The sequence below is a fragment of the Cytobacillus oceanisediminis genome (genome assembly GCF_004366035.1).
In the GTDB taxonomy this organism is placed as follows: Bacteria; Bacillota; Bacilli; order Bacillales; family Cytobacillaceae; genus Cytobacillus; species Cytobacillus oceanisediminis_C.
The window spans coordinates 106,269-125,419 of the sequence record NZ_SOEE01000009.1; the positions used below are offsets into that span (position 1 = coordinate 106,269).

Annotated in this window: 17 protein-coding genes, 2 pseudogenes and 1 riboswitch; of the genes and pseudogenes, 7 read left to right on the forward strand and 12 right to left on the reverse strand. The window is 41.1% G+C overall.

The window, feature by feature from the left end; translation table 11 throughout:
• Window positions 1–10 precede the first annotated feature (10 nt).
• The 3 genes and pseudogenes from thrS to DFO72_RS21655 all read left to right on the forward strand — a co-directional run bounded on the left by thrS (window position 11) and on the right by DFO72_RS21655 (window position 2,389).
• Window positions 11–1,211, forward strand: a pseudogene (thrS, locus tag DFO72_RS21645) (threonine--tRNA ligase).
• A 156-nt stretch (window positions 1,212–1,367) separates the two neighbouring features.
• The gene (locus tag DFO72_RS21650) at window positions 1,368–1,856 is read left to right on the forward strand and encodes an SRPBCC family protein (RefSeq protein ID WP_113884187.1); all 489 of its coding nucleotides are present in this window, start codon (window positions 1,368–1,370) and stop codon (window positions 1,854–1,856) included.
• A 173-nt stretch (window positions 1,857–2,029) separates the two neighbouring features.
• Window positions 2,030–2,389 carry a cyclic-phosphate processing receiver domain-containing protein gene (locus DFO72_RS21655; RefSeq protein WP_113884188.1) on the forward strand — a complete coding sequence of 120 codons (360 nt, stop codon included), beginning with the start codon at window positions 2,030–2,032 and terminating at the stop codon, window positions 2,387–2,389.
• Window positions 2,390–2,576: 187 nt separating this feature from the next.
• Here DFO72_RS21655 and DFO72_RS21660 read toward each other — a convergent pair whose 3' ends face one another.
• The 6 genes from DFO72_RS21660 to bla all read right to left on the reverse strand — a co-directional run bounded on the left by DFO72_RS21660 (window position 2,577) and on the right by bla (window position 9,061).
• On the reverse strand, window positions 2,577–3,752 hold the full coding sequence (locus DFO72_RS21660; protein WP_113884189.1) for a M20 family metallopeptidase: 1,176 nt from the start codon (window positions 3,750–3,752) through the stop codon (window positions 2,577–2,579).
• On the reverse strand, window positions 3,742–5,019 hold the full coding sequence (locus tag DFO72_RS21665) for a Zn-dependent hydrolase (protein WP_113884190.1): 1,278 nt from the start codon (window positions 5,017–5,019) through the stop codon (window positions 3,742–3,744). The genes DFO72_RS21660 and DFO72_RS21665 overlap by 11 nt, the downstream gene beginning before the upstream one ends.
• 18 nt (window positions 5,020–5,037) lie before the next feature.
• Entirely contained in the window at window positions 5,038–6,240 is a 1,203-nt protein-coding gene (locus DFO72_RS21670; protein WP_113884191.1) for a hypothetical protein, read from the reverse strand.
• Window positions 6,241–6,483: 243 nt separating this feature from the next.
• A complete protein-coding gene (locus DFO72_RS21675) occupies window positions 6,484–7,005 on the reverse strand; it encodes a GNAT family N-acetyltransferase (RefSeq protein WP_113884312.1) in 522 nt (173 codons plus the stop codon).
• A 119-nt stretch (window positions 7,006–7,124) separates the two neighbouring features.
• The gene (locus tag DFO72_RS21680; protein ID WP_113884192.1) at window positions 7,125–7,955 is read right to left on the reverse strand and encodes a glycerophosphodiester phosphodiesterase; all 831 of its coding nucleotides are present in this window, start codon (window positions 7,953–7,955) and stop codon (window positions 7,125–7,127) included.
• A gap of 209 nt (window positions 7,956–8,164) precedes the next feature.
• The gene (bla, locus tag DFO72_RS21685; RefSeq protein ID WP_181782375.1) at window positions 8,165–9,061 is read right to left on the reverse strand and encodes a class A beta-lactamase; all 897 of its coding nucleotides are present in this window, start codon (window positions 9,059–9,061) and stop codon (window positions 8,165–8,167) included.
• A 276-nt stretch (window positions 9,062–9,337) separates the two neighbouring features.
• Here bla and DFO72_RS21690 point away from each other — a divergent pair, with 276 nt between their 5' ends.
• From DFO72_RS21690 to DFO72_RS21700, 3 genes are all read left to right on the forward strand, one after another.
• Window positions 9,338–11,119 carry a BlaR1 family beta-lactam sensor/signal transducer gene (locus DFO72_RS21690; protein WP_113884194.1) on the forward strand — a complete coding sequence of 594 codons (1,782 nt, stop codon included), beginning with the start codon at window positions 9,338–9,340 and terminating at the stop codon, window positions 11,117–11,119.
• Window positions 11,120–11,153: 34 nt separating this feature from the next.
• On the forward strand, window positions 11,154–11,540 hold the full coding sequence (blaI, locus tag DFO72_RS21695) for a penicillinase repressor BlaI (RefSeq protein WP_113884195.1): 387 nt from the start codon (window positions 11,154–11,156) through the stop codon (window positions 11,538–11,540).
• A 231-nt stretch (window positions 11,541–11,771) separates the two neighbouring features.
• Window positions 11,772–11,865: riboswitch (glycine riboswitch) on the forward strand.
• 104 nt (window positions 11,866–11,969) lie between these two features.
• Complete coding sequence (locus DFO72_RS21700) at window positions 11,970–12,572, forward strand: trimeric intracellular cation channel family protein (RefSeq protein ID WP_113884196.1); 603 nt, start codon at window positions 11,970–11,972, stop codon at window positions 12,570–12,572.
• Between the two features lie 41 nt (window positions 12,573–12,613).
• On the opposite strand, the gene DFO72_RS21705 is transcribed toward DFO72_RS21700, so the two are convergent.
• From DFO72_RS21705 to DFO72_RS21715, 4 genes are all read right to left on the reverse strand, one after another.
• Entirely contained in the window at window positions 12,614–13,819 is a 1,206-nt protein-coding gene (locus DFO72_RS21705) for an amidohydrolase (RefSeq protein ID WP_113884197.1), read from the reverse strand.
• A 221-nt stretch (window positions 13,820–14,040) separates the two neighbouring features.
• On the reverse strand, window positions 14,041–15,141 hold the full coding sequence (locus DFO72_RS21710; protein WP_113884198.1) for a YkvI family membrane protein: 1,101 nt from the start codon (window positions 15,139–15,141) through the stop codon (window positions 14,041–14,043).
• 272 nt (window positions 15,142–15,413) lie between these two features.
• On the reverse strand, window positions 15,414–15,572 hold the full coding sequence (locus tag DFO72_RS29645) for a hypothetical protein (protein WP_166672536.1): 159 nt from the start codon (window positions 15,570–15,572) through the stop codon (window positions 15,414–15,416).
• A gap of 219 nt (window positions 15,573–15,791) precedes the next feature.
• Window positions 15,792–16,370 (reverse strand): LysE family transporter, encoded by a 579-nt coding sequence (locus DFO72_RS21715; protein ID WP_113884199.1) that lies wholly within the window; start codon window positions 16,368–16,370, stop codon window positions 15,792–15,794.
• 122 nt (window positions 16,371–16,492) lie between these two features.
• Between DFO72_RS21715 and DFO72_RS21720 the strand changes: the two genes are divergently transcribed.
• Window positions 16,493–17,404: a LysR family transcriptional regulator gene (locus DFO72_RS21720; protein ID WP_113884200.1), complete on the forward strand. Its 912-nt coding sequence runs from the start codon at window positions 16,493–16,495 to the stop codon at window positions 17,402–17,404.
• An 87-nt stretch (window positions 17,405–17,491) separates the two neighbouring features.
• Here DFO72_RS21720 and DFO72_RS21725 read toward each other — a convergent pair.
• Together DFO72_RS21725 and DFO72_RS21730 are read right to left on the reverse strand one after the other, a co-directional pair.
• Window positions 17,492–17,854 (reverse strand): annotated as a pseudogene (locus DFO72_RS21725) (DapH/DapD/GlmU-related protein); the annotation flags it as partial.
• 66 nt (window positions 17,855–17,920) lie between these two features.
• Complete coding sequence (locus DFO72_RS21730) at window positions 17,921–19,144, reverse strand: MFS transporter (RefSeq protein ID WP_113884201.1); 1,224 nt, start codon at window positions 19,142–19,144, stop codon at window positions 17,921–17,923.
• Window positions 19,145–19,151: the final 7 nt, after the last annotated feature.

Genomic DNA, 19,151 nt, shown 5'->3' on the forward strand with positions numbered 1-19,151 from the left:
AGGAATTGAAATGGAAGCAGAAAAAATAAATCATAGAAAGTTAGGTCAAGAGCTGGAACTTTTCACATCCATGGAGGAAGCCCCGGGAATGCCTTTTTTCCTGCCAAATGGAATGGTGATGCGAAATGAACTTGAAAGTTACTGGAGAAGAAAACACCACCGTGCAGGCTATCAGGAAATTAAGACACCGATTATGATGAAACAGGAACTTTGGGAACAATCCGGCCATTGGGATCATTATCATGAAAATATGTATTTCTCAAATGTGGATGAACAAAATTATGCGATAAAGCCCATGAACTGCCCGGGTGCGATATTGGTTTTCAACAGCAAACGGAGAAGCTACCGGGAATTGCCTCTCCGCTATGCGGAACTGGGATTAGTCCCATAGACACGAACTCTCAGGTTCTTTAAATGGATTGTTAAGAGTTCGGTCGTTCACTCAAGATGATGCCCATTTATTTGTGAGGTCTGATCAGATTGAAGCCGAGATTGATAAAATACTTGTCCTAATTGATGAGTTCTACTCCCATTTTGGTTTTGACTATAAAGTTGAACTTTCAACACGCCCAGAGGAATACATGGGATCACAGGAAATGTGGGAACGTGCTGAAGGGGCCTTGGAATCTGTTTTGAAAAACCAAGGAGTTAACTACCAGATTAATCCTGGTGATGGGGCGTTTTACGGGCCGAAAATTGATTTTCATATATTGGATTCTCTCGGCAGAAGCTGGCAATGCGGTACTGTCCAGCTGGATTTTCAAATGCCGCAAAAGTTTAATTGTGCTTATGTTGGTGAAGATAACAAACTTCATCTTCCCATTATGATTCATAGGGCCATCTTTGGTTCCGTTGAACGATTCATGGCCATTCTAATTGAGCATTTCGCAGGGGATTTTCCACTGTGGCTGTCACCGGTTCAAGCAAAAATCATTCCCATCTCAGATGCCCATGCAGAATATGCAGAATATGTGAAATCACAATTGGAAGAAGCAGGAATCCGTGCTGAAGCCAACTTCAGAACAGAGAAAATGGGACTCAAGATCAGGGAAGCCGAAAAACAGAGAGTTCCCTGCATGCTGGTGATTGGTGATAAAGAAATGGAGCAGCAATCCCTGTCACTGAGAAAACGTAAAGTGGGAAATATCGGTGTGATGAGCATTGAGGAAGTAATTGAGCATTTTATTAATGAAATAAACGGCGGCAGGTAAATCTTTCAAGCTCAGAAGAAATCTATTCCTTTTGGGCTTTCTTATTCTTTTACAAAAAATCTATCTCTCCGAATTTTCTCCAATTAATTATATCCTAATTTTCAAAATAATTTTACTATTTAAATGTAATAATTTTACACTTGGGAGAGGATTTTTTTGAAAACCACGGCAAATGAGAAAGCCATTATTAATGAGACAACAATCAATTCACCACTGAATCTGGTATGGCTCGCTTGGACAATCTCAGATAGGGTATCTGAATGGTTTGCACCTGAAGCGAAAATAGAAGCTAAGGAAGGCGGAGCTTATGAGCTTTATTTTATTCCCGGCAATAGTACGGGCATGAGCACGAAGGGATGCAAAATCAATAAGCTTATTACTGAAAATGGGCTTGAGTTCACCTGGAAAGGCCCAGACCAATTTGAGGATTTAATGAATAACGAGGATGAATTAACAACTGTACATGTAAGTTTCCAGGCAATCAATGAAGATTCAGCAAAAGTGGTCGTTGAACATAGGGGATTTAAGGATCATGATGATTGGATTGAAGCGATTAACTGGCATCAAATGGCTTGGTCAGGTGTACTGGACAGTTTAAAATCAGCTCTTGAAAAGGGCGAAGGAAATCTCTGCTGCCATCCTTAAAAGCAATTACCTGCTGACACTATCTTTTAAAACAGATAGGTGATGTTCGGTTTCTTCCAAATAATCCCTCTTTGGTATCTTTGCTTACATATATATGTTACAATGAAACATGAACCAAATCCTTAGGGTCAACTTGACTATTCTTAGTCACCCCTTCGAAAGGGGGATAAAAATTGGAGAAAATAAGCGTATTCCTGGATGATTATCGGAAAGCGCCTGATGGTCATGTATTAGTTGAGACCATCGATGAGTGTATCCATTTGCTTCAGACCTTTGAAATTGACCACTTGTCTTTAGACCATGATTTAGTTAGCAAATCGAGAAATGGTCTTATGCTTGTTCATATAATGGTTCAAAAACAGTTATTTGCGAATCGCATAACTGTTCACTCTGCCAATTCAACAGGCGGGAAAGCTATGTATCATTATTTAAAACAAGCACAGCAGGATTTTGAAATGCCCACTGACATAAAAGTCATCTTAAGACCACTGCCCCTAAACTTCATTCCGCCAAATCAACTGCAAAAGCAGTAGAATTCATTGACCATTACCTATTCCCCTTGATCACAGGAAATTTAAATATCACCAGTGTATGGGGAGCAGAGCTTTTTAACTGCTTCCTTTTTTCATGTCCTTAAAAATTATATGAAGAATTGGAACTAGGCAAAAATAACTCCGCTCCTCCATATAGAGGAGCGGAGTTAGCTTTAAAATCTTACTTCTATTCGTTCAAATATGCCCAGGCATATTGTGCATATAGCTCTGCGCCTGTCGATAAGGCGTCTTCGTCAATATTGAATTTGCCGTGGTGATGAGCCCATTCGGTGTCTTTCTCTGGATTGCCGCTGCCGACGAGGGCGAAGCTGCCAGGCGCTTTGTCCAGGTAAAAACTGAAATCCTCCGCACCCATTGTTGGTTTTTCATTGTATAGGAGATCTTCCCCGAAAGCTTCAGAAGCAACTTTTTGTACAAGGTTTGCACTATATTCCTCATTAATTACCGCTTGGGAACCCCGGATGTATTCCACTTTTGCACTAGCACCATAGATCGATGCCGTCTTCTCAGCATAATTCTCAAGCTGTTTTTCAATATGATCCCTAGTTTCTGGATCGAAGCAGCGGACTGTTCCCTCGATGACTGCATTTTCAGCGATAATGTTGAACCTTGTGCCCACCGTCATTTTTCCAATGGTGAGTACGGCAGGAAGCTGGGCATCAATGGTTCTGGACACAACACTCTGCACATTCATCACAAAGGAAGATGCCACTATAGCGGCATCAATGCAATCATGCGGCATCGCCCCATGCCCGCCTTTCCCTTTGAATGTCACCTTGAATATATCAGCTGATGCGAAGGATGGGCCGGGTGTACAGGACACTTTATGTGTCGGCATTTGCGACCAGATGTGAATGCCAAAGACATTGTCCACACCTTCCATCGCTCCCTGTTCCACCATCATCTTCGCACCTTCCGCTACTTCTTCCGCTGGCTGGAACAGAAGACGGACATTCCCCGGCAATTCTTCTTTTATCTCATTTAATGCCTTGGAGGCAATCAGCAGCATTGCGGTATGGGCATCATGTCCGCATGCATGCATTTTGCCATTTTCCAGAGATGCATAAGGCAGATCCTTATTCAATTCCTCCACCTGCAGCGCATCCATGTCTCCCCTTAAAGCTACGGTCTTTCCAGGCTTCCCGCCTGCTATTTCAGCAATGACACCAGTTGGTTCCGTTCTTTTATAGGGGATGCCCAGACCATCGAGATACTCACAGATATATTGGGTGGTTTTAAATTCCTCCCATGACACCTCTGGTTCACGGTGCAATCTTCTGCGCAGTTCTGTTAATTCATTACTATATGCCCCAATCAATTCCTTTAGTTGGTTATGAATCATCTCTTACTCCCGCCTCCGTTAGCTCTATTGCTGCCTCAAACAGGATTTGGACAGCTTCGGCAATATGCCGGGAATCAGACCATTCTTCCGGACAATGGCTCAGACCGTTTTTACTTGGAATAAACAGCATTCCAGTACGTGTGTAATCAGCGAAAACCATTGCATCGTGTCCGGCGCCGCTATTCATGGGGCATGAAGCGGAACCCAGTTCACTGCTTTTCTCCTTTAACAGACTGACAATCTCTTTATTCATCTCTTTTGGCTGAATATATAAAAGCTGTTCAACGGTTATTTCTACTCCGCTATCACGATATGAATCTGCTAATTCTTTCACTTTTTTAATAATATTCTGGACATGTTCTTCCTTGCCGGAGCGAATATCTACAGAAAAGACCGTTTGGTCCGGAATTACATTGGCTCCATTTGGATATACCTGCAATTGCCCGGTTGTCACTACCGTCCCTTCTCCTTCAGCCGCAGCCAGCCCGGGAAATTGGGCTATCATCCTGGCGGCCGCAACCAGCGCGTCAGAGCGCCTGTCCATTGGAGTGGTCCCGGCATGCCCGGCCTGTCCTTTTACGGTTACCTCCAATTGCGTTAAGCCGACAATCGCTTCGACTACCCCAATTGGGATATTCTTTTCTTCTAAAATAGGTCCCTGTTCAATGTGCAATTCCAGATAAGCCTTTACTGACTGCTGGTCTCTTTCTCTCGGAAGAGATGGATCGAGCCCGATTTTCTCCATGGCTTCAACAGTCGTAATGCCATCTTTATCCCTCAATGATTTAAATTCTTCCTCAGCCAGCAAACCGACCATACCGCGTGAACCCATTAAGCCGCCGCCAAATCTGGAGCCTTCCTCTTCGATAAGGGCGATAACTTCCAAAGGATATTTTGGTGTTAATCCGTTCTCAGTGAAAAGTGCAGCGACTTCAAGTCCTGCTACAACTCCGGCAGGCCCATCATAGGATCCCCCATTCGGGACGGAATCAAAGTGAGAGCCGATCAGAACACTCGGTGCATCTTTTAGGGACCCTTCAAGCTTTCCAAAGATATTGCCCAATCCATCTTCATGGACAGTCAAGCCCGCTTCCTTCATTTTCCCCTTAATATACTGCCGTGCAAGCAGATCCTCCTGACTATACGTCAGCCTGGTTGTTCCTTTGCCTGGAGTCGCTGTATAAGTGCTTAAGGTGTCAATATGGTTTTCAATTCGTACCTGTACTTTTTCCAGATTCACATTTTTCCCTGTTTGAACTTCACTCATTTCGATGCAATTCCTTCCTTATAAAAGTCCGACAAAAGTTCCGGCCAATACGACCGACACAATGGTCACGGTAATGAACCCCCCGACAAGCATAGGCGGAAGCATGTTGCTGGTCAGCATTTCCCTCTCTTTTTCATCTTCTGTTAATGACTTAATGACTTCATTTGTAATAATGTAGTCAGCCGGGAACCCATATAGTGCCGTCAGCGAAACTGCGAAGGCCATTTCCTTGCTCACTTTTAAAATTTTCCCTGCGACAAATGAGAAGATATACATTCCCATTACGCCTAGAATAATGCTTCCTGCAAGCGGATAAATAATCTCAAGCATCATCCCAGGTGTAGCCTGCTTTAAGCCGTCAAAAATAAAGAGCATCAGGGCCATGATCGCAAAGCCAAAACCGTTTGCTTTCTGCAGTACCTGCTTTTCAAGAAAACCAAGACTTGTGGCAATAACCCCGAACAAGAGGCAAAGTACAAATGGACTGACACTCGCAACTGGAGCCAGCAGTGTCGATGTCAGATAAGCAAGGTAGGATACTGCTGCCAATCTTAAAAATTTAAAGAAATCTGTATTATATTTCTCCGGCATATTTCTAAAAAGCTTAAGCTCAGGTTTTGGAGCTGCTGCTGCTGCCGTCTCTTCAGCTGCCTGTCCCTGTGCCTTATAAGCAAGCTGTCCGCTTCGGTACTGCTTTAAAAGCCGCTTTCCTTCTTTTTTCAGGACAATCGATGTGAGCGGATATCCCGCAAACCCCTGCATAACATAAATCACGATTGCAAAGACAGATAAAGAAGCCAGACCCGTTTCTTTTGCTCCTTCCGACATGATCAGGGCAGATACTACCCCTCCAACCAATGGAGGAATGGCGACAACTACCGTTTTGAATCCAAAGATAAAGGTACCGATTCCAAGTAATATCGCGATAATTCCCAAAATCCCTGACAAAGCAATCACAATCGTCTTCCACTGATTTTTCAATTCCTGGATTGATAGCAATGTTCCCATATTGGTAATCAATAAGTACATCATCATCGTAGCCACAACCGGCGGAACTCCTGCCAATGCTACGATGTCCTGCGGAAAAAATGTCCAATAGCCGGCAAGGAACAGTACGGCACAGACGAAAATGGACGGCACCCATGCCTTTGTGCGAACCGCAACCAAATCTCCAATGAATAAAATAAGCAAAAGAATTACTAACGCTAACAGCTGTGACATAAACCCTTCCCCCTCTAGTTGAATACCTATTCATTCGTGTTGCGAAGAACATATATTGTTAGAATAATAATACAATTATACTTTTCAGTCAATTTAAATTATTAAAAATTTTATGTAAGCGATGTCATTCCAGTTTTTGTTTGGAGCTTGTCTCTTTATTTAGTTTGGTAATATAATATTATTATTTTAAAAGTCTATTAGAGCTGGAGAAAAAAAACTCGTCAGTTTGACGAGTTTCCTGGATTAGTATTTAATTAATACATCCCTAATGTTACTCCATTCATATATAAGAAGATTCAATTCAGCACCTGCAATAGTAATCTTTTCAGTTTTATATAAGACTGCACCATAATACTCATAGAAATGACGGGTTTTATTATCTTCCAGTACCTCAACAAAAATTCTATTGAAGCCAAGTTCTTCAAATTGCAGAAAAACCTTCCTTAATAGGCTCTTGCCAACTCCCTTACCTTGATATTCCTCCAGGAGGTAAATGGCAGTTAAGTCACCAGATTCCGGAACATGATTACTGCCTCTCTTGCCGCAATCAGCAAATCCGATGATTTCTCCATCGCTATTTTCCGCGACAAACACATAATTTCCCTCTTTTGTAATATTCCCATTCCATAAATCCGTACGCCTTTCATAAGATAAGTTACTTAAAAATGAATCAGGAATAATATTTTTATAGGTTGTTCTCCAGCTATCAACATGTACTTTCGCAATACCCTTTGAATCAGCTAAAACCGCTTTTCTAATGTTCATGAGCTTCACCTCTGAAAAAGGATAACGTTTATATTCCATAGAAACACTAATAATCCCCTTCCTGATTCAGGAAAAAATTCCAAACAAAAAAAGGAGCAGCAGCTGCTCCTTTCCAGATATTAGTTTCTAGGATCAACATAATCCGGATAATCGGTAATGATGGCGTCAACTTCCATTTCGAACAGGAAGTCGGCGGCTTCCTGGCTGCGCACTGTCCATGATCCAATTTGCATGCCAAGAGAGTGAACCTGATTCACTAATTCTTCGGTGACAATTCCATAGCTTGGATTAAACCAATCTGCATAAGCTGAAAATTCCTGTAAAGCTTCCGCTGTAGTATCCGCACGATTAGATGTCAGAACACCAATCGGAACTTTAGGCAGAAGCTGATCCATTGTTTTCATGGATTCAAAGTTAAAAGATTGGATAATGATTTTTTCATTTTGCGGTTTATCAAGATTTCGTTCTTTTAATTTATCCGCCACTTGTTCTTCAATGCCAGGGTAAAGCTCTGGAGCCTTCAATTCTATTAATATTCCAACCTTACCATGGTAGCGATCCAGAATCTCTTCAAATGTCGGAATTGGTTCCCCCGCAAATTGTTCCCCTTTCCAGCTGCCGGCATCGAGACTTCTTAAATAGTCAAACGTTAAATCCCCTACTTTTCCGGTTCCATCTGTTGTACGATCCACAGATGTATCGTGGATTACCACTAATTCGCCATCTTTGCTCCTTTGAACATCAATTTCGATATAATCAGCTTTCATGTCTACAGCCAGATCAAAGCCGGCTATCGTATTCTCCGGTGCATACCCTGTTGCACCTCGATGCGCTATATTATCCACTTGTTTCCTTTCTCCTATTGTCGGTTCTTCTGCGAACGCCTGGCTGATTGGGCTAAACAGCAGTGACAAAGCCACCCCTGTACCAATTAATAGTTTTTTGTTCATTCTCTCCATCTCCTATCTAAATATGTATTCAAACATATTTTAGATAAGGAATATTGAAATGGTGTGTGATTATTCTTATGGGTAAATAAAGATCATGTTAACAAAAATCGGCCATTTTCCTTACGATTTTTTACAAAACGGTTATTTGAAAATGAATAAAATTACCCTTTCACACCTTTCAGCGGGAAAAATTCCCGCTGGTAAATGCTTTAATCCAAAGCCTTTATTGTCATCTCCGCGGTCTTTGCAATCAGGGCATTATCGTATTCGGCATCCTTTGAATCCCGGCTGGAAAGAATCGTCACGATAATCGGCTCCCTGTTTGGAGGCCAGACAATTGCAATGTCATTACGGGTGCCAAAACCTGCAGCACCGCTCTTATCAGCCACCTCCCAGCCGCTTGGCACACCAGCACGAATTAATGGATCCCCAGTAACGTTCCCCCGCATCCAATCGGTTAAAAGGTTCCGCTTTTCTTCAGGCAAAAAATCGCCAATCAAAACTTTTTGAAGACTTGCTGCAAGTGCTTTAGGTGTACTTGTATCCCGGATGTCCCCTGGCTCTGCCTCATTTAAATCTGTCTCGAAGCGCTCAGGCTTTGTGACAGTATCCCCCATTTCTTTCAAAGCTGCTTCGAATCCATCGGGGCCACCTAATTCCTCTAAAATTAAGTTGCCTGCGGTATTGTCGCTAAACCGGATTGCCGCTTCACAGAGTTCCCTTAAAGTCATGCCAGTCTTTACATGCTTTTCTGTAACCGGAGAATATGTAACCAGGTCTTCACTTGTGTATGTAACGATTTCATCCATTTCCTCCAGTGATTTTCTCTCCAGCAATATTGCAGCTGCCAACGGCTTGAATGTAGATGCGTAAGCAAATCTCTCATTAGACCTGTAAGCAATAGTCTTTTTCGTTCCTGTGTCATATGCATAAACGCCAAGCCGTGCGTCAAACTCCTTCTCTAGCTGTTTGAATTTTTGGTTGGTATTTACAGAAGTTTTTTTGGAGTTTTCTGCCGCACTGGCCTCTGATGGATGATTGCCATTTGCACATCCAGTCAGGGCAAGAAGCAGAACCAAACTGAATAACCGGACTGCTTTTAACATATTCCTACTAGTAATAGATTGATATCGTTTCCTCAATTTTATTACCTCTTTTCTTATTAATTTTGAACTTATAATTCACCATGTAGACTACAAGTGTAATACAATACTACATTTGTAGTCATCATTTGTCAACCGCTGATAAAAACCCCTGATATTATGGTATTTCACAAGATCCCCCTGATTTGATAAAGTAAAAATAGGATGCTAGAATGGTTGGTATTCATTTTGTCTAAGGGATTAAAACTAGATGTCAAATATTGCGAGGAAGGTCTGAGGATGATCACAAGCTCACAGTCTTTACCTGTTTTTTTGGAATGTCTGCTGGTGTCTTCTTTTACAATCGGAGTCATTCTTCTGTTAAAAAACATTTTAAAAAAACATTTAACAGCACAAGCCCACTATAATCTTTGGTTTCTATTATTGCTTGCTTTACCACTGCCTCTTATTCCAATACAACTCATGACTTTTTCCGATTCATTTTCCTTTTGGAATATCAAGAGCAGCGTCCAACCTCAAACTGCACCAGCTGCGGAGAGTCCTTTAAGGCAAAATAATTGGATGGAAGACATAGCCGTTTCGGTGGAACGCTACGACTTAACATTATTAAATCATGTTCTATTCTATATCTGGATTTCGGTGGTGGCTGTTTTAGCTGTATTTACGCTGATCGCAAGGCTTAAAATCAGTAAAATAAAGAAACATACAAACAGCCTGAGAAATAGCAGGCTTTTATCATTATTCGAACACTGCAAACACAAACTGAAGATTTCCAGAAGTATTATTGTTGGAGAGTCCTCTCTCGTTAAAACCCCAATGACGTTTGGATTTTTTAAGACTTATGTGGTGCTTCCCCGCCATTTTGACAAGTGGCTTTCTGAAAAGGATATAGAATATATCTTTTTGCATGAACTGAACCACTATAAAAATAAAGATGCTGCAGTCAATTATTTAATCGTGATTTTTCAAATACTATATTGGTTTAATCCTCTAGTTTGGCTAGCTTTTAAGAGAATGAGGCTGGATCGGGAAATTGCCTGTGATGCAGCGGTTTTAAATTCTTTGGATGAGCAGGATTTTATGGAATATGGAAACAGCATTATTCATTTTGCCCATAAAGCCTCAAGGGCAGTGACAGTCGATTTGGCAGACCATTTAAACGGGTCAAAGAAACAGATCAAAACGAGAATCGAAAAAATTGCCTGTTTTAAGTCGGAATCAAAACTGCTGAGATGGAAAAGTGCGGCTATACTCATTTTTGCGGGGATATTTATTGCAGGCCAGGCTCCATTTATCTCTGTAATGGCTCATGAAAATAGCAGCTATAAATTTAAGGATGATAACATTATTTATGAGGATTTAGGTAATTATTTTGCAGGATATGATGGAAGCTTTGTATTGTATGATAAAGAAGCAGACCACTATCTTATTCATAATAAAAAACAAAGCACATTAAGGGTTTCACCAAATTCTACTTATAAAGTTTATAGTGCGCTTCTTGGTTTAGAGTCAGGCATCATAACGGATGAAAACTCCTTGGCCAAATGGAACGGACTTAAATATCCTATTGATTCCTGGAATGCGGATCAGGATTTAACTTCGGCAATGAAAAATTCCGTTACATGGTATTTTCAGACGTTAGACCGGCAGGTGCAGTCCGGTACGATTCAAACTTTTCTGGACACAATCAGGTACGGGAATCGCGATCTATCTGGTGGAATAGACGAATATTGGCTGGAATCTTCCCTTAAAATTTCTCCAGTGGAACAAGTTCAGCTGCTTAAAAAATTTTATGCCAACGAATTTGGTTTTAAAGAAAAGAATATCCAAACGGTGAAAGATTCCATTAAACTAGAAGGAAAAGAAGGGTCCCTCCTCTCAGGAAAAACAGGTACAGGCACTGTAAATGGAAAAACCATCAATGGATGGTTCATCGGGTATGTTGAGTCAGGGCAGGACACATATTTTTTTGCAACGAATATACAGAATGAAGATAACTCCAATGGAAGTAAAGCAGCTGAAATTACATTATCCATTTTGAAGAAAAAAGGTATTTATTAATTCTTTCATCTCATTAAAGAAGGAGGGCGGTAATATGACTGATAGGATTCCCAGCATTTCAGAATCCGAGTGGGAAGTCATGACAGTCCTTTGGCACGGCGCACCCAAAACAGCTAATGAAGTCATTCTATCCTTACAAGAGTGCACAGACTGGAAGCCCAAAACAATCCGTACTCTTCTGGACAGGCTTGTCCAGAAGAATGTAGTGGGCGTAAATAAAAACCAGAGAATCTATACCTTTTTCCCGTTATATTCACAGGATGAATGCCAGCAGGCAGAAGCTCAATCCTTTATCAAGCGAATCTATGGCGGAACGGTGAAATCCATGCTAGTCCAATTCATCCAGGAAGACTCCCTGTCTGATGAAGAAATTAACGAACTGCGGACGATTTTGGCAAAGAAACAAAAGAAGGATGAATAACCTTCATGCTAGCCCCTCTTTAATTGCAGGGGTTTTAGCGCCACTTCTTTGACGCACCCAAAAACAGCGAAAGCCCCTGCTTCATTTCCGCTTTAATAAAATGGGCCCACCAATTCCTACAAGCAGAATGATGCACGCCATAGCACAAGGATTTCATGTCCACTTAGACACTTAATGGACTGTCCAAGCCTTTGCACTATACTCTATAATTATAAAAACAAATACTAGCGAATGACTGCTGCGGGAGAGAACGTATTGTACGTCACCGAAGGGGCAAATCTATAGGAAAGATGAATCTCTCAGGTAAGAAGGCTGCAGCCGGACGCTTCTCTGGAGAACGTATCCCGCACCCACGGGGCAGGCCTTCTAATATAGAATAGGTAAACCTCTAAAGGTACAAGGACAGAGATACTTAATTAGGAGGATTGTATGGTTTGGGATGTATTGAACGTAATTGGAACCATTGCATTTGCAATGAGTGGGGCAGTCGTTGCACTGGAAGTAAAATACGACATTATGGGCGCCTATGTTTTAGGATTAATTACAGCATTTGGCGGCGGGGCTATTAGGAACCTTTTGACCGGCATCCCGATCATAGAATTATGGCAGCAAACGACTCTTTTTATCGTTGCCCTTATTACCATCAGTATTGTCATCCTATTGCCAAGCAGCGCAGTTCAGCTTTTGACGAAATGGAGTATTTTTGACTCAATCGGCTTGTCAGCTTTTGCCGTTCAGGGAGCTATGTATGCACAATCAATTGATTTACCCTTATTTGCTGTTATGTTCTCAGCTGCCATAACAGGTGCCGGCGGAGGTATGATCCGCGATGTGCTGGCTCAGCGAAAGCCCATTGTTTTACGTGATGAAGTATATCTTTTATGGGCCATCTTTGCCGGGTTTATCTTAGGCCTGGATTGGTTATCAAAGTCTTACCATTTTTATATTCTTTTTACTGTTACTTTAATTCTGCGAGGAATATCGCATCATTACAGCTGGAGATTGCCTATCAAATCTATTCAAAAACAATAAGAAGTTACAAGCAGAATTTCTTCAAACATAAAAAGCTCACATCAGTGTGAGCTTTTGTTTTCTTTCATATTGATATAATTGCAAACAACATATCCCACTGATTTTGCAGCAACTAACAACGAACCTTCATCTATATCAAATTTAGGGTGATGATTGAAGTAAGGTTCTTCTGTTCCCTTTGGCGTGCATCCAATATAAAAATAACAGCCAGGGACCTTCTCCAAATAATACGCAAAATCATCCGATGGTGCCATTATAGGAAATTCCTTGATCTCGATAATGTCTTTATCCCCGGCCGCTGAAAGCGTATCTGCGACAAACCCTGTCAATTCAGGATCATTATACAGCGGCGGATAGTCGGGTTCATACGTTAGCTCACAGCTTACACCAAATAACTCCTCAAGACCATTTACAATGCGGTGAATTTCTCTATTCATCACATCCTTTGTTTCATCATTGGAATAGCGTACATCCCCCTCAATTTCGATATGATCCTTGATCACATTAAAACTCCCTTTACCGTCAAATGAACCAATTGTCACTACACCGGCATGAAACGGATCCACTCTGCGGCTCACAACTGTTTGGATAGCTGTTACAAAATAAGCTCCTGCAACAATAGCATCGTTGGCCTTATGCGGAGAAGAACCGTGTCCGCCGCTTGCCTGTACTCTCAGTTTAAAATAAGCGCGGCCATTAAAGGAATATCCGCTGTGATAGCCAACAGTTCCAGCAGGGGCGATCGGCAAAACATGTATGCCAAAAATTGCATGGACATCATCGAGAAATCCTTCCTCAACGATGCTTTTTGCTCCGCCTGGAGGCTCTTCTTCCGCATGCTGATGGATTATTTTCACGGTTCCATGGATCTTATCTTTTAATAGGATCAAGCAGTCAGCCAAAACCAAAAGGTATGCTGTATGTGCATCATGGCCGCAGGCATGCATGATACCTTCCTCTTTTGATTTAAACGGAACATCCAGTTCTTCTTTAATAGGAAGCGCATCAAAATCAGCCCGAAGTGCCACGGTCTTTCCCGGCTTTCCGCCTTCAATAGTGACAACAATGCCATATCCATTCCCTGCATTTGTTATAAGATCAACATCTTTCCCTCTGTAAAAATCAGCTATATAGGCTGCCGTTTTTTCCTCTTTAAATGAAAGCTCAGGATTCTGATGTAAATAACGGCGTATCTTAATCATCTCTTCTTCTCGTTCTTCAAGCATTTTCATTAATTCTTCAATCATTAAAATCATCTCCTATCCTACTTTGACCAGAATAGAACCTCACTAAACACAACAGTTTTTTGAGAAACTATTTATATCATACGTATACAGCTGACTTTCTAAAACGGCCGGGACAAGAAGGCTGCCAGGCATTTTAGAACGTGTGTACCATTGTTTTTATTAAAAAAGAAGGAGAGCACTTCAGCGCTCTCCTTCTCCATTATGCTCGGTTTTATCGGCTTTTAACTGTTCACTATTTTTTTAGGATATTCTTCGCCATCTCCGTATCCTTCTTTTTTAATACTTTTCATTCTAAGCGGAGCGTAAAATAATACAGCAATTAGAACTAATCCAAGATAACCTATCAGCGGGTAGAAGTAGCTAACAAGATCAGTAAAACCTATGAAGCTTGCTGCAAATGCTACAATCATGGTTCCCGCGAATAACCTTTTAAAATGTGCGGTATCAACCTTGGAAAATCGGGCCACAAAAGAGAAAAACATGCTTATAGCTGTATTGAAGATCATTGCAAAGAGAACAACCGACATGATCGTACCTAATGCAGGTGAAATATTATTAACAATGGCCAGCATTGGCATATCCATACTGCCAACACTTTCAATCTTAGAGAAAATAGCCAGATGGCTAAGCAGAATAAGAACACCGAGCCCAAAACCTCCAACTAATCCACCTAACGCGGCAGTTTTACGTTTATTTTCAGCTCCACCCATCACAATTGCCATTGAAGCACCTACTGCCGTGTTAAAGGACACATAATTGATGGCAGAAATAAACCAGTTTGGCAGAGTTGTCGGAGTTTCCTTGGCTACATCATTCAAAGCAAGGAATGATCCATCAGCATTTATAAAACTATAGATAGATGTGATGATGACAAACAGGATTAGAAATGGGGTAATCCCACCGATGATAGCAACAACACGGTCAACCTTTAACATTCCCGTTAATAGAACAAGAATCGTCATCACACTTGTCCCAATTATGACAGGCAATCCAAATTGCTGATTTAAGTTTGACCCTGCACCTGCTATCATGACAACACCTACACCAAACAAAGTAAAAATAAGGATATAATCAATAATGAACCCTAGATATCGGCCACTTATCTTATAAATCACATGCTTATGTGAGGAAGTTTTCATGCTGCTCCCTAACCACACCAATATCATGCCGACATAAGCAAATAAAGCGCTTGCAACAATAGCAGCAAAAATACCCATAATGCCAAAACTGGTAAAATACTGAAGAACTTCCTGCCCCGATGCAAATCCAGCACCCACAATTACACCAATAAAAGCGCTTCCAATTTTTAAAATGTCTTTCATATAGTTCCTCCCTGAAGTTGTCTACTATGCTTAGTATATCAATTTAAGAACGAAGTCAATTTGTGAAAATATTAAAAAATCTAACAATTCAATTGTTAAACTCCCCAAATCATTTTCCAGATTTATACTAAAATTTTGACGCAACCTGGTTAGAAACTTCTTTCTATTAAGAGGTAAAAACTGAAGTTCCTCTTTTGCTGGCAAATAAAAAGCGCTAACCGCCTCTGGTCAACACTTTCTATAACTCCTTAATTTAATGATATCCTGGTACTCTATAGCCTATCGCACTGGGGAGGCTTCTTTTCTCCCTCTGCAAAATCGCAGCCATCTGCAACTGATTCCAGCCCGTAGTCTGGATTGCTAATCTCAATTAAATCTTCGTTTTGACCGTTGGTTTGCGTATTCTCAAGTTTTTCTTTATTATCTCTCATGACTTTCCTCCAAAGTATTATTTAACAGTTTTCTCTAATAGGAATAATGTTATTCGTTTCGTGCGGAATCCATAGGGCCAGCTTATTCTCATCGCTGAACTTCAGCGCCTGATTCCTGCAGAAAGTCACCGTATAGAGAAGAATTAACAAACCAGCCATCTGTTGTAAAAAAAAACAGCTTGCTTTTTTTCAGTCACCTAGCTTTAAACAAATTGGGAATCACAGAAAAACAGTAACCGCGGAATAAACCAGCAGCATACACATCACGACCCGAAATAACTTGTCATAATGGATGAAAAACTTTTTAAATACCGAGCCAAACCCTGACCACAAAAGCAATGCTGACCACCCAAGAATAATGGCTAATGTTAAATAAAAAACAATGAATTGAAAAGAATGATAGAAAGGAAGTATAAAACCACTCATGACAGTTAAAAAGAACAAAATGCTTTTTACATTTATGATTTGAAAGATAAAACCTGATAAAAAGGATGATTTCACATCTCTAACTTGCTCCCCGGACCATTTAGGCAGACCTACCTGCCAGGCTAAGCAGAGCAGATATATAGCACCAGCTGTTTTTAAATAAGGCTCTATTACTGGAATTAAAGTATATAGACCTGCTGTGAATACACCGCTCAAGATCCCAAGTACAGCAAACCCTGCCAGGATACCCGCCGTGAACCTCCAGGACCCTGCGAAGCCAAATCTCCTCGCTTCATTCATGATTAAGATATTGCTTGGACCAGGCGTAATGGATGTAATGATTACATACGATAGAAACGCTACTATACTCATAAACTCACCTTCTTTACTCATTTACGCTTTAACAGTTTTTATTGTATGATGACTTTATTTATAAATAAAATTGAAATTAAAAATATCATTATCATTTTTTTCGATACAAGAGGAGAGACGGCATGGAAATCAGACATCTAATAACCTTTCAGTCCATTGCAGAAATAGGCAGTTATACAGGAGCTGCTGCGAAGTTAGGGTATACCCAATCGACCCTAACCGCCCACATACAGTCACTTGAACAGGAGATTGGCGGGGAGATTTTTACTTATAGCAATAGAAAGCTGCAGCTTACTCCTTTAGGCAGGGATTTAATCCCTTTAGCTGAGGATCTTCTTTCTGCTCATGAACAGATTAAAACAATGCGAAGCAGCCGTGAAGTGAGCGGAATATTAAAAGTGGCTGCACCAGAGTCTTTAACCATCTCAAGACTTGGACCTATCATAAGGGAGTTCTCATTAAAATATCCTCATGTCAAGTTAGTCTTAACCAATGGTACATGCGGACAAAACCAAAGTGATTTAATGAGCGGACGGGTAGATGCGGCATTCATGGTTTATCCCGAAATAAAACCTGAAAAATGCATTCACTATCCCTTGTATCAAGAAGAAGTTGTCCTTGTGAGCGGGAATAATGGACCTGACCATTTTGATGAATATAAAAACAGTCAGGCCAGCCCCTTTTATATCACAAATGAAGAAGGCTGCAGCTACCGGTCAATGTTTGAAAGATATCTTATAAAGCATAGCATCCAGCACTTTCAGACCATGGAACTATGGAGCATAGAAGCAATCAAGAAGATGGTCATGAGCGGACTTGGATTTTGCGCTTTGCCTTACATCACTGTTAAAGAAGATATAGAGAACGGAAAGTTAAAACTATTAACGCATTCGGAGGAGTTCGAACCCTTTTATTCTCATATGCTGATTAAAAAGAAAAAGTGGCTATCTCCTGCTGTAGAGGCTTTTACAGATCTGGTATTAAAATCTGTAAATGGACTGGACAAAGAACATTTGAACAAAAACAAAAAATAGAGTCAGATTCCTCCTTACACTGAAACATAAGAAAAGCCAAATCCACAATGGGAAATGGCTTTTCTATTTATGGATGCTAAGGAGTATTTAAAGCTCTATTTGTTTAATTACTTTAGCTGGATTTCCGTCAGCTACCACATTACCGGCACATTTTTCACAGCAACCGCTCCTGATGCGATCACAGCATTATCTCCTGCTATTACACCTGGATTTATTACGGCACTTCCGCCAATCCATACATTGTTTCCAATCGTAATTGGCTTTGCATATTCTCTGCCTGAATTCCGTTCAGAGGATAAAGCGGGTGTGTTGCCGAATAGATTTGCACTCCGGGTGCAAGCATGCAATTATCTCAAAAAAACGGACTTCACAGACATCTAAAATCGTGCAGTCGAAGTTCGCAAAAAAGTTTTCACCTACATGCGTATTATAGCCATAATCCAATCTGATAATTGGCTCCATATATACGTTTTTTCCAGTGGAGTTTTCATTTTAAAGGCCTTCTTTCAAAATTATCTAATTTGTGTGAGAGGCAGCATCTGCTGAGCTTTTAATCTCTTTCTTATTCAGCAGGCGGTTCAGTTTTTCAGAACTTAAGAACATTGCTGCAGCAAGCAGAACAATATATATCGGAAAAATCCCAATTGTTGAATGAGAGGCAATGAAGCCTAGAACAGGCGGCATAAAGGTACTGCCTGTATATGCAACAGCCATTTGATATCCCATGATAGTCTGAGAATGCTTCTTCCCAAAACGCGCCGGTGTTTCGTGCAGCATACACGGAAAAATCGGTGCCAATCCTAATCCAATCAAAATAAAGCCTGCAAGCGCGAAAGCGGATGAAAATGGCAGGAAAAGAAGGATGGCACCAGTAAGTGCAAGAATTTGTCCCAACCGAATAAGAGTACGATTATTCACTTTAAACGTAATGAAGCCAGTAATAAATCGGCCAATTGTAATGCCTGCGAAATAAAAGGAAACCCATTGGGCAGCAGCCGCTGCCGGCAGATCCTTCACACTTACCAGAAAGCTGCTTCCCCAAAGTCCCATAGTGGCTTCAGCACTGCAATAAAACAAGAAGGAAATTAAAGCTAATTTAACTCCTTTGATTTGGAGCGGTTTTACATTTTCCGCATGATCCAATCTCTCTTCTGATTCTTCTGCCTCTTCACTTAGAGCTTTATTATTATTCTTCCCTTTATTCCATAAAGGCAAAGTCAGCAAAAGGATGATTGCCAGTACAAATTGTATTCCTGAAATGGCAAAATACCCCTTGCTCCAGGAGTTTCCCCCTGCAATATACTGGGCCATGATGATCGGGCCAATAGTGGCTCCGACTCCCCAGAAGCTGTGCAGCCAGCTCATATGATGTGCTTTGTAATGTGCAGCAACATAATCGTTTAGTCCTGCATCGATTGCACCTGCCCCCAATCCGAGAGGTATGGCACATAGAAATAGCCAATAAACCGATGGAGCAAAATAAAAGCCAAGTAACGCGGCAGCAGTCATTAACGTACTGAAAAAAGATACCTTCCCAGTTCCAAACCGTTTGAGGATTTTTCCGCTGACTAAACTCGAGATGATTGTACCGCCAGCTATTGTCATAAAAAGCAATCCGGCAGTCTCAAGCGCGGCGCCTAAGTCTGCCTGCATGACAGGCCAGGCCGCCCCTAACACTGAATCTGGCAGTCCCAGGCTAATAAAAGCCAAATATATGATCACCAAAAGGATTGTTGCCATGCTTCAG

Coding starts and splice junctions, on each gene's coding strand:
- DFO72_RS21660 (WP_113884189.1), bottom strand. CDS start 3,752: ATGATTCATAACCAACTAAAGGAATTGATTGGGGCATATAGTAATGAA.
- DFO72_RS21665 (WP_113884190.1), bottom strand. CDS start 5,019: ATGAGTGAAGTTCAAACAGGGAAAAATGTGAATCTGGAAAAAGTACAG.
- DFO72_RS21670 (WP_113884191.1), bottom strand. CDS start 6,240: ATGTCACAGCTGTTAGCGTTAGTAATTCTTTTGCTTATTTTATTCATT.
- DFO72_RS21675 (WP_113884312.1), bottom strand. CDS start 7,005: ATGAACATTAGAAAAGCGGTTTTAGCTGATTCAAAGGGTATTGCGAAA.
- DFO72_RS21680 (WP_113884192.1), bottom strand. CDS start 7,955: ATGAACAAAAAACTATTAATTGGTACAGGGGTGGCTTTGTCACTGCTG.
- bla (WP_181782375.1), bottom strand. CDS start 9,061: ATGTTAAAAGCAGTCCGGTTATTCAGTTTGGTTCTGCTTCTTGCCCTG.
- DFO72_RS21690 (WP_113884194.1), top strand. CDS start 9,338: ATGATCACAAGCTCACAGTCTTTACCTGTTTTTTTGGAATGTCTGCTG.
- blaI (WP_113884195.1), top strand. CDS start 11,154: ATGACTGATAGGATTCCCAGCATTTCAGAATCCGAGTGGGAAGTCATG.
- DFO72_RS21700 (WP_113884196.1), top strand. CDS start 11,970: ATGGTTTGGGATGTATTGAACGTAATTGGAACCATTGCATTTGCAATG.
- DFO72_RS21705 (WP_113884197.1), bottom strand. CDS start 13,819: ATGATTGAAGAATTAATGAAAATGCTTGAAGAACGAGAAGAAGAGATG.
- DFO72_RS21710 (WP_113884198.1), bottom strand. CDS start 15,141: ATGAAAGACATTTTAAAAATTGGAAGCGCTTTTATTGGTGTAATTGTG.
- DFO72_RS29645 (WP_166672536.1), bottom strand. CDS start 15,572: ATGAGAGATAATAAAGAAAAACTTGAGAATACGCAAACCAACGGTCAA.
- DFO72_RS21715 (WP_113884199.1), bottom strand. CDS start 16,370: ATGAGTATAGTAGCGTTTCTATCGTATGTAATCATTACATCCATTACG.
- DFO72_RS21720 (WP_113884200.1), top strand. CDS start 16,493: ATGGAAATCAGACATCTAATAACCTTTCAGTCCATTGCAGAAATAGGC.
- DFO72_RS21730 (WP_113884201.1), bottom strand. CDS start 19,144: ATGGCAACAATCCTTTTGGTGATCATATATTTGGCTTTTATTAGCCTG.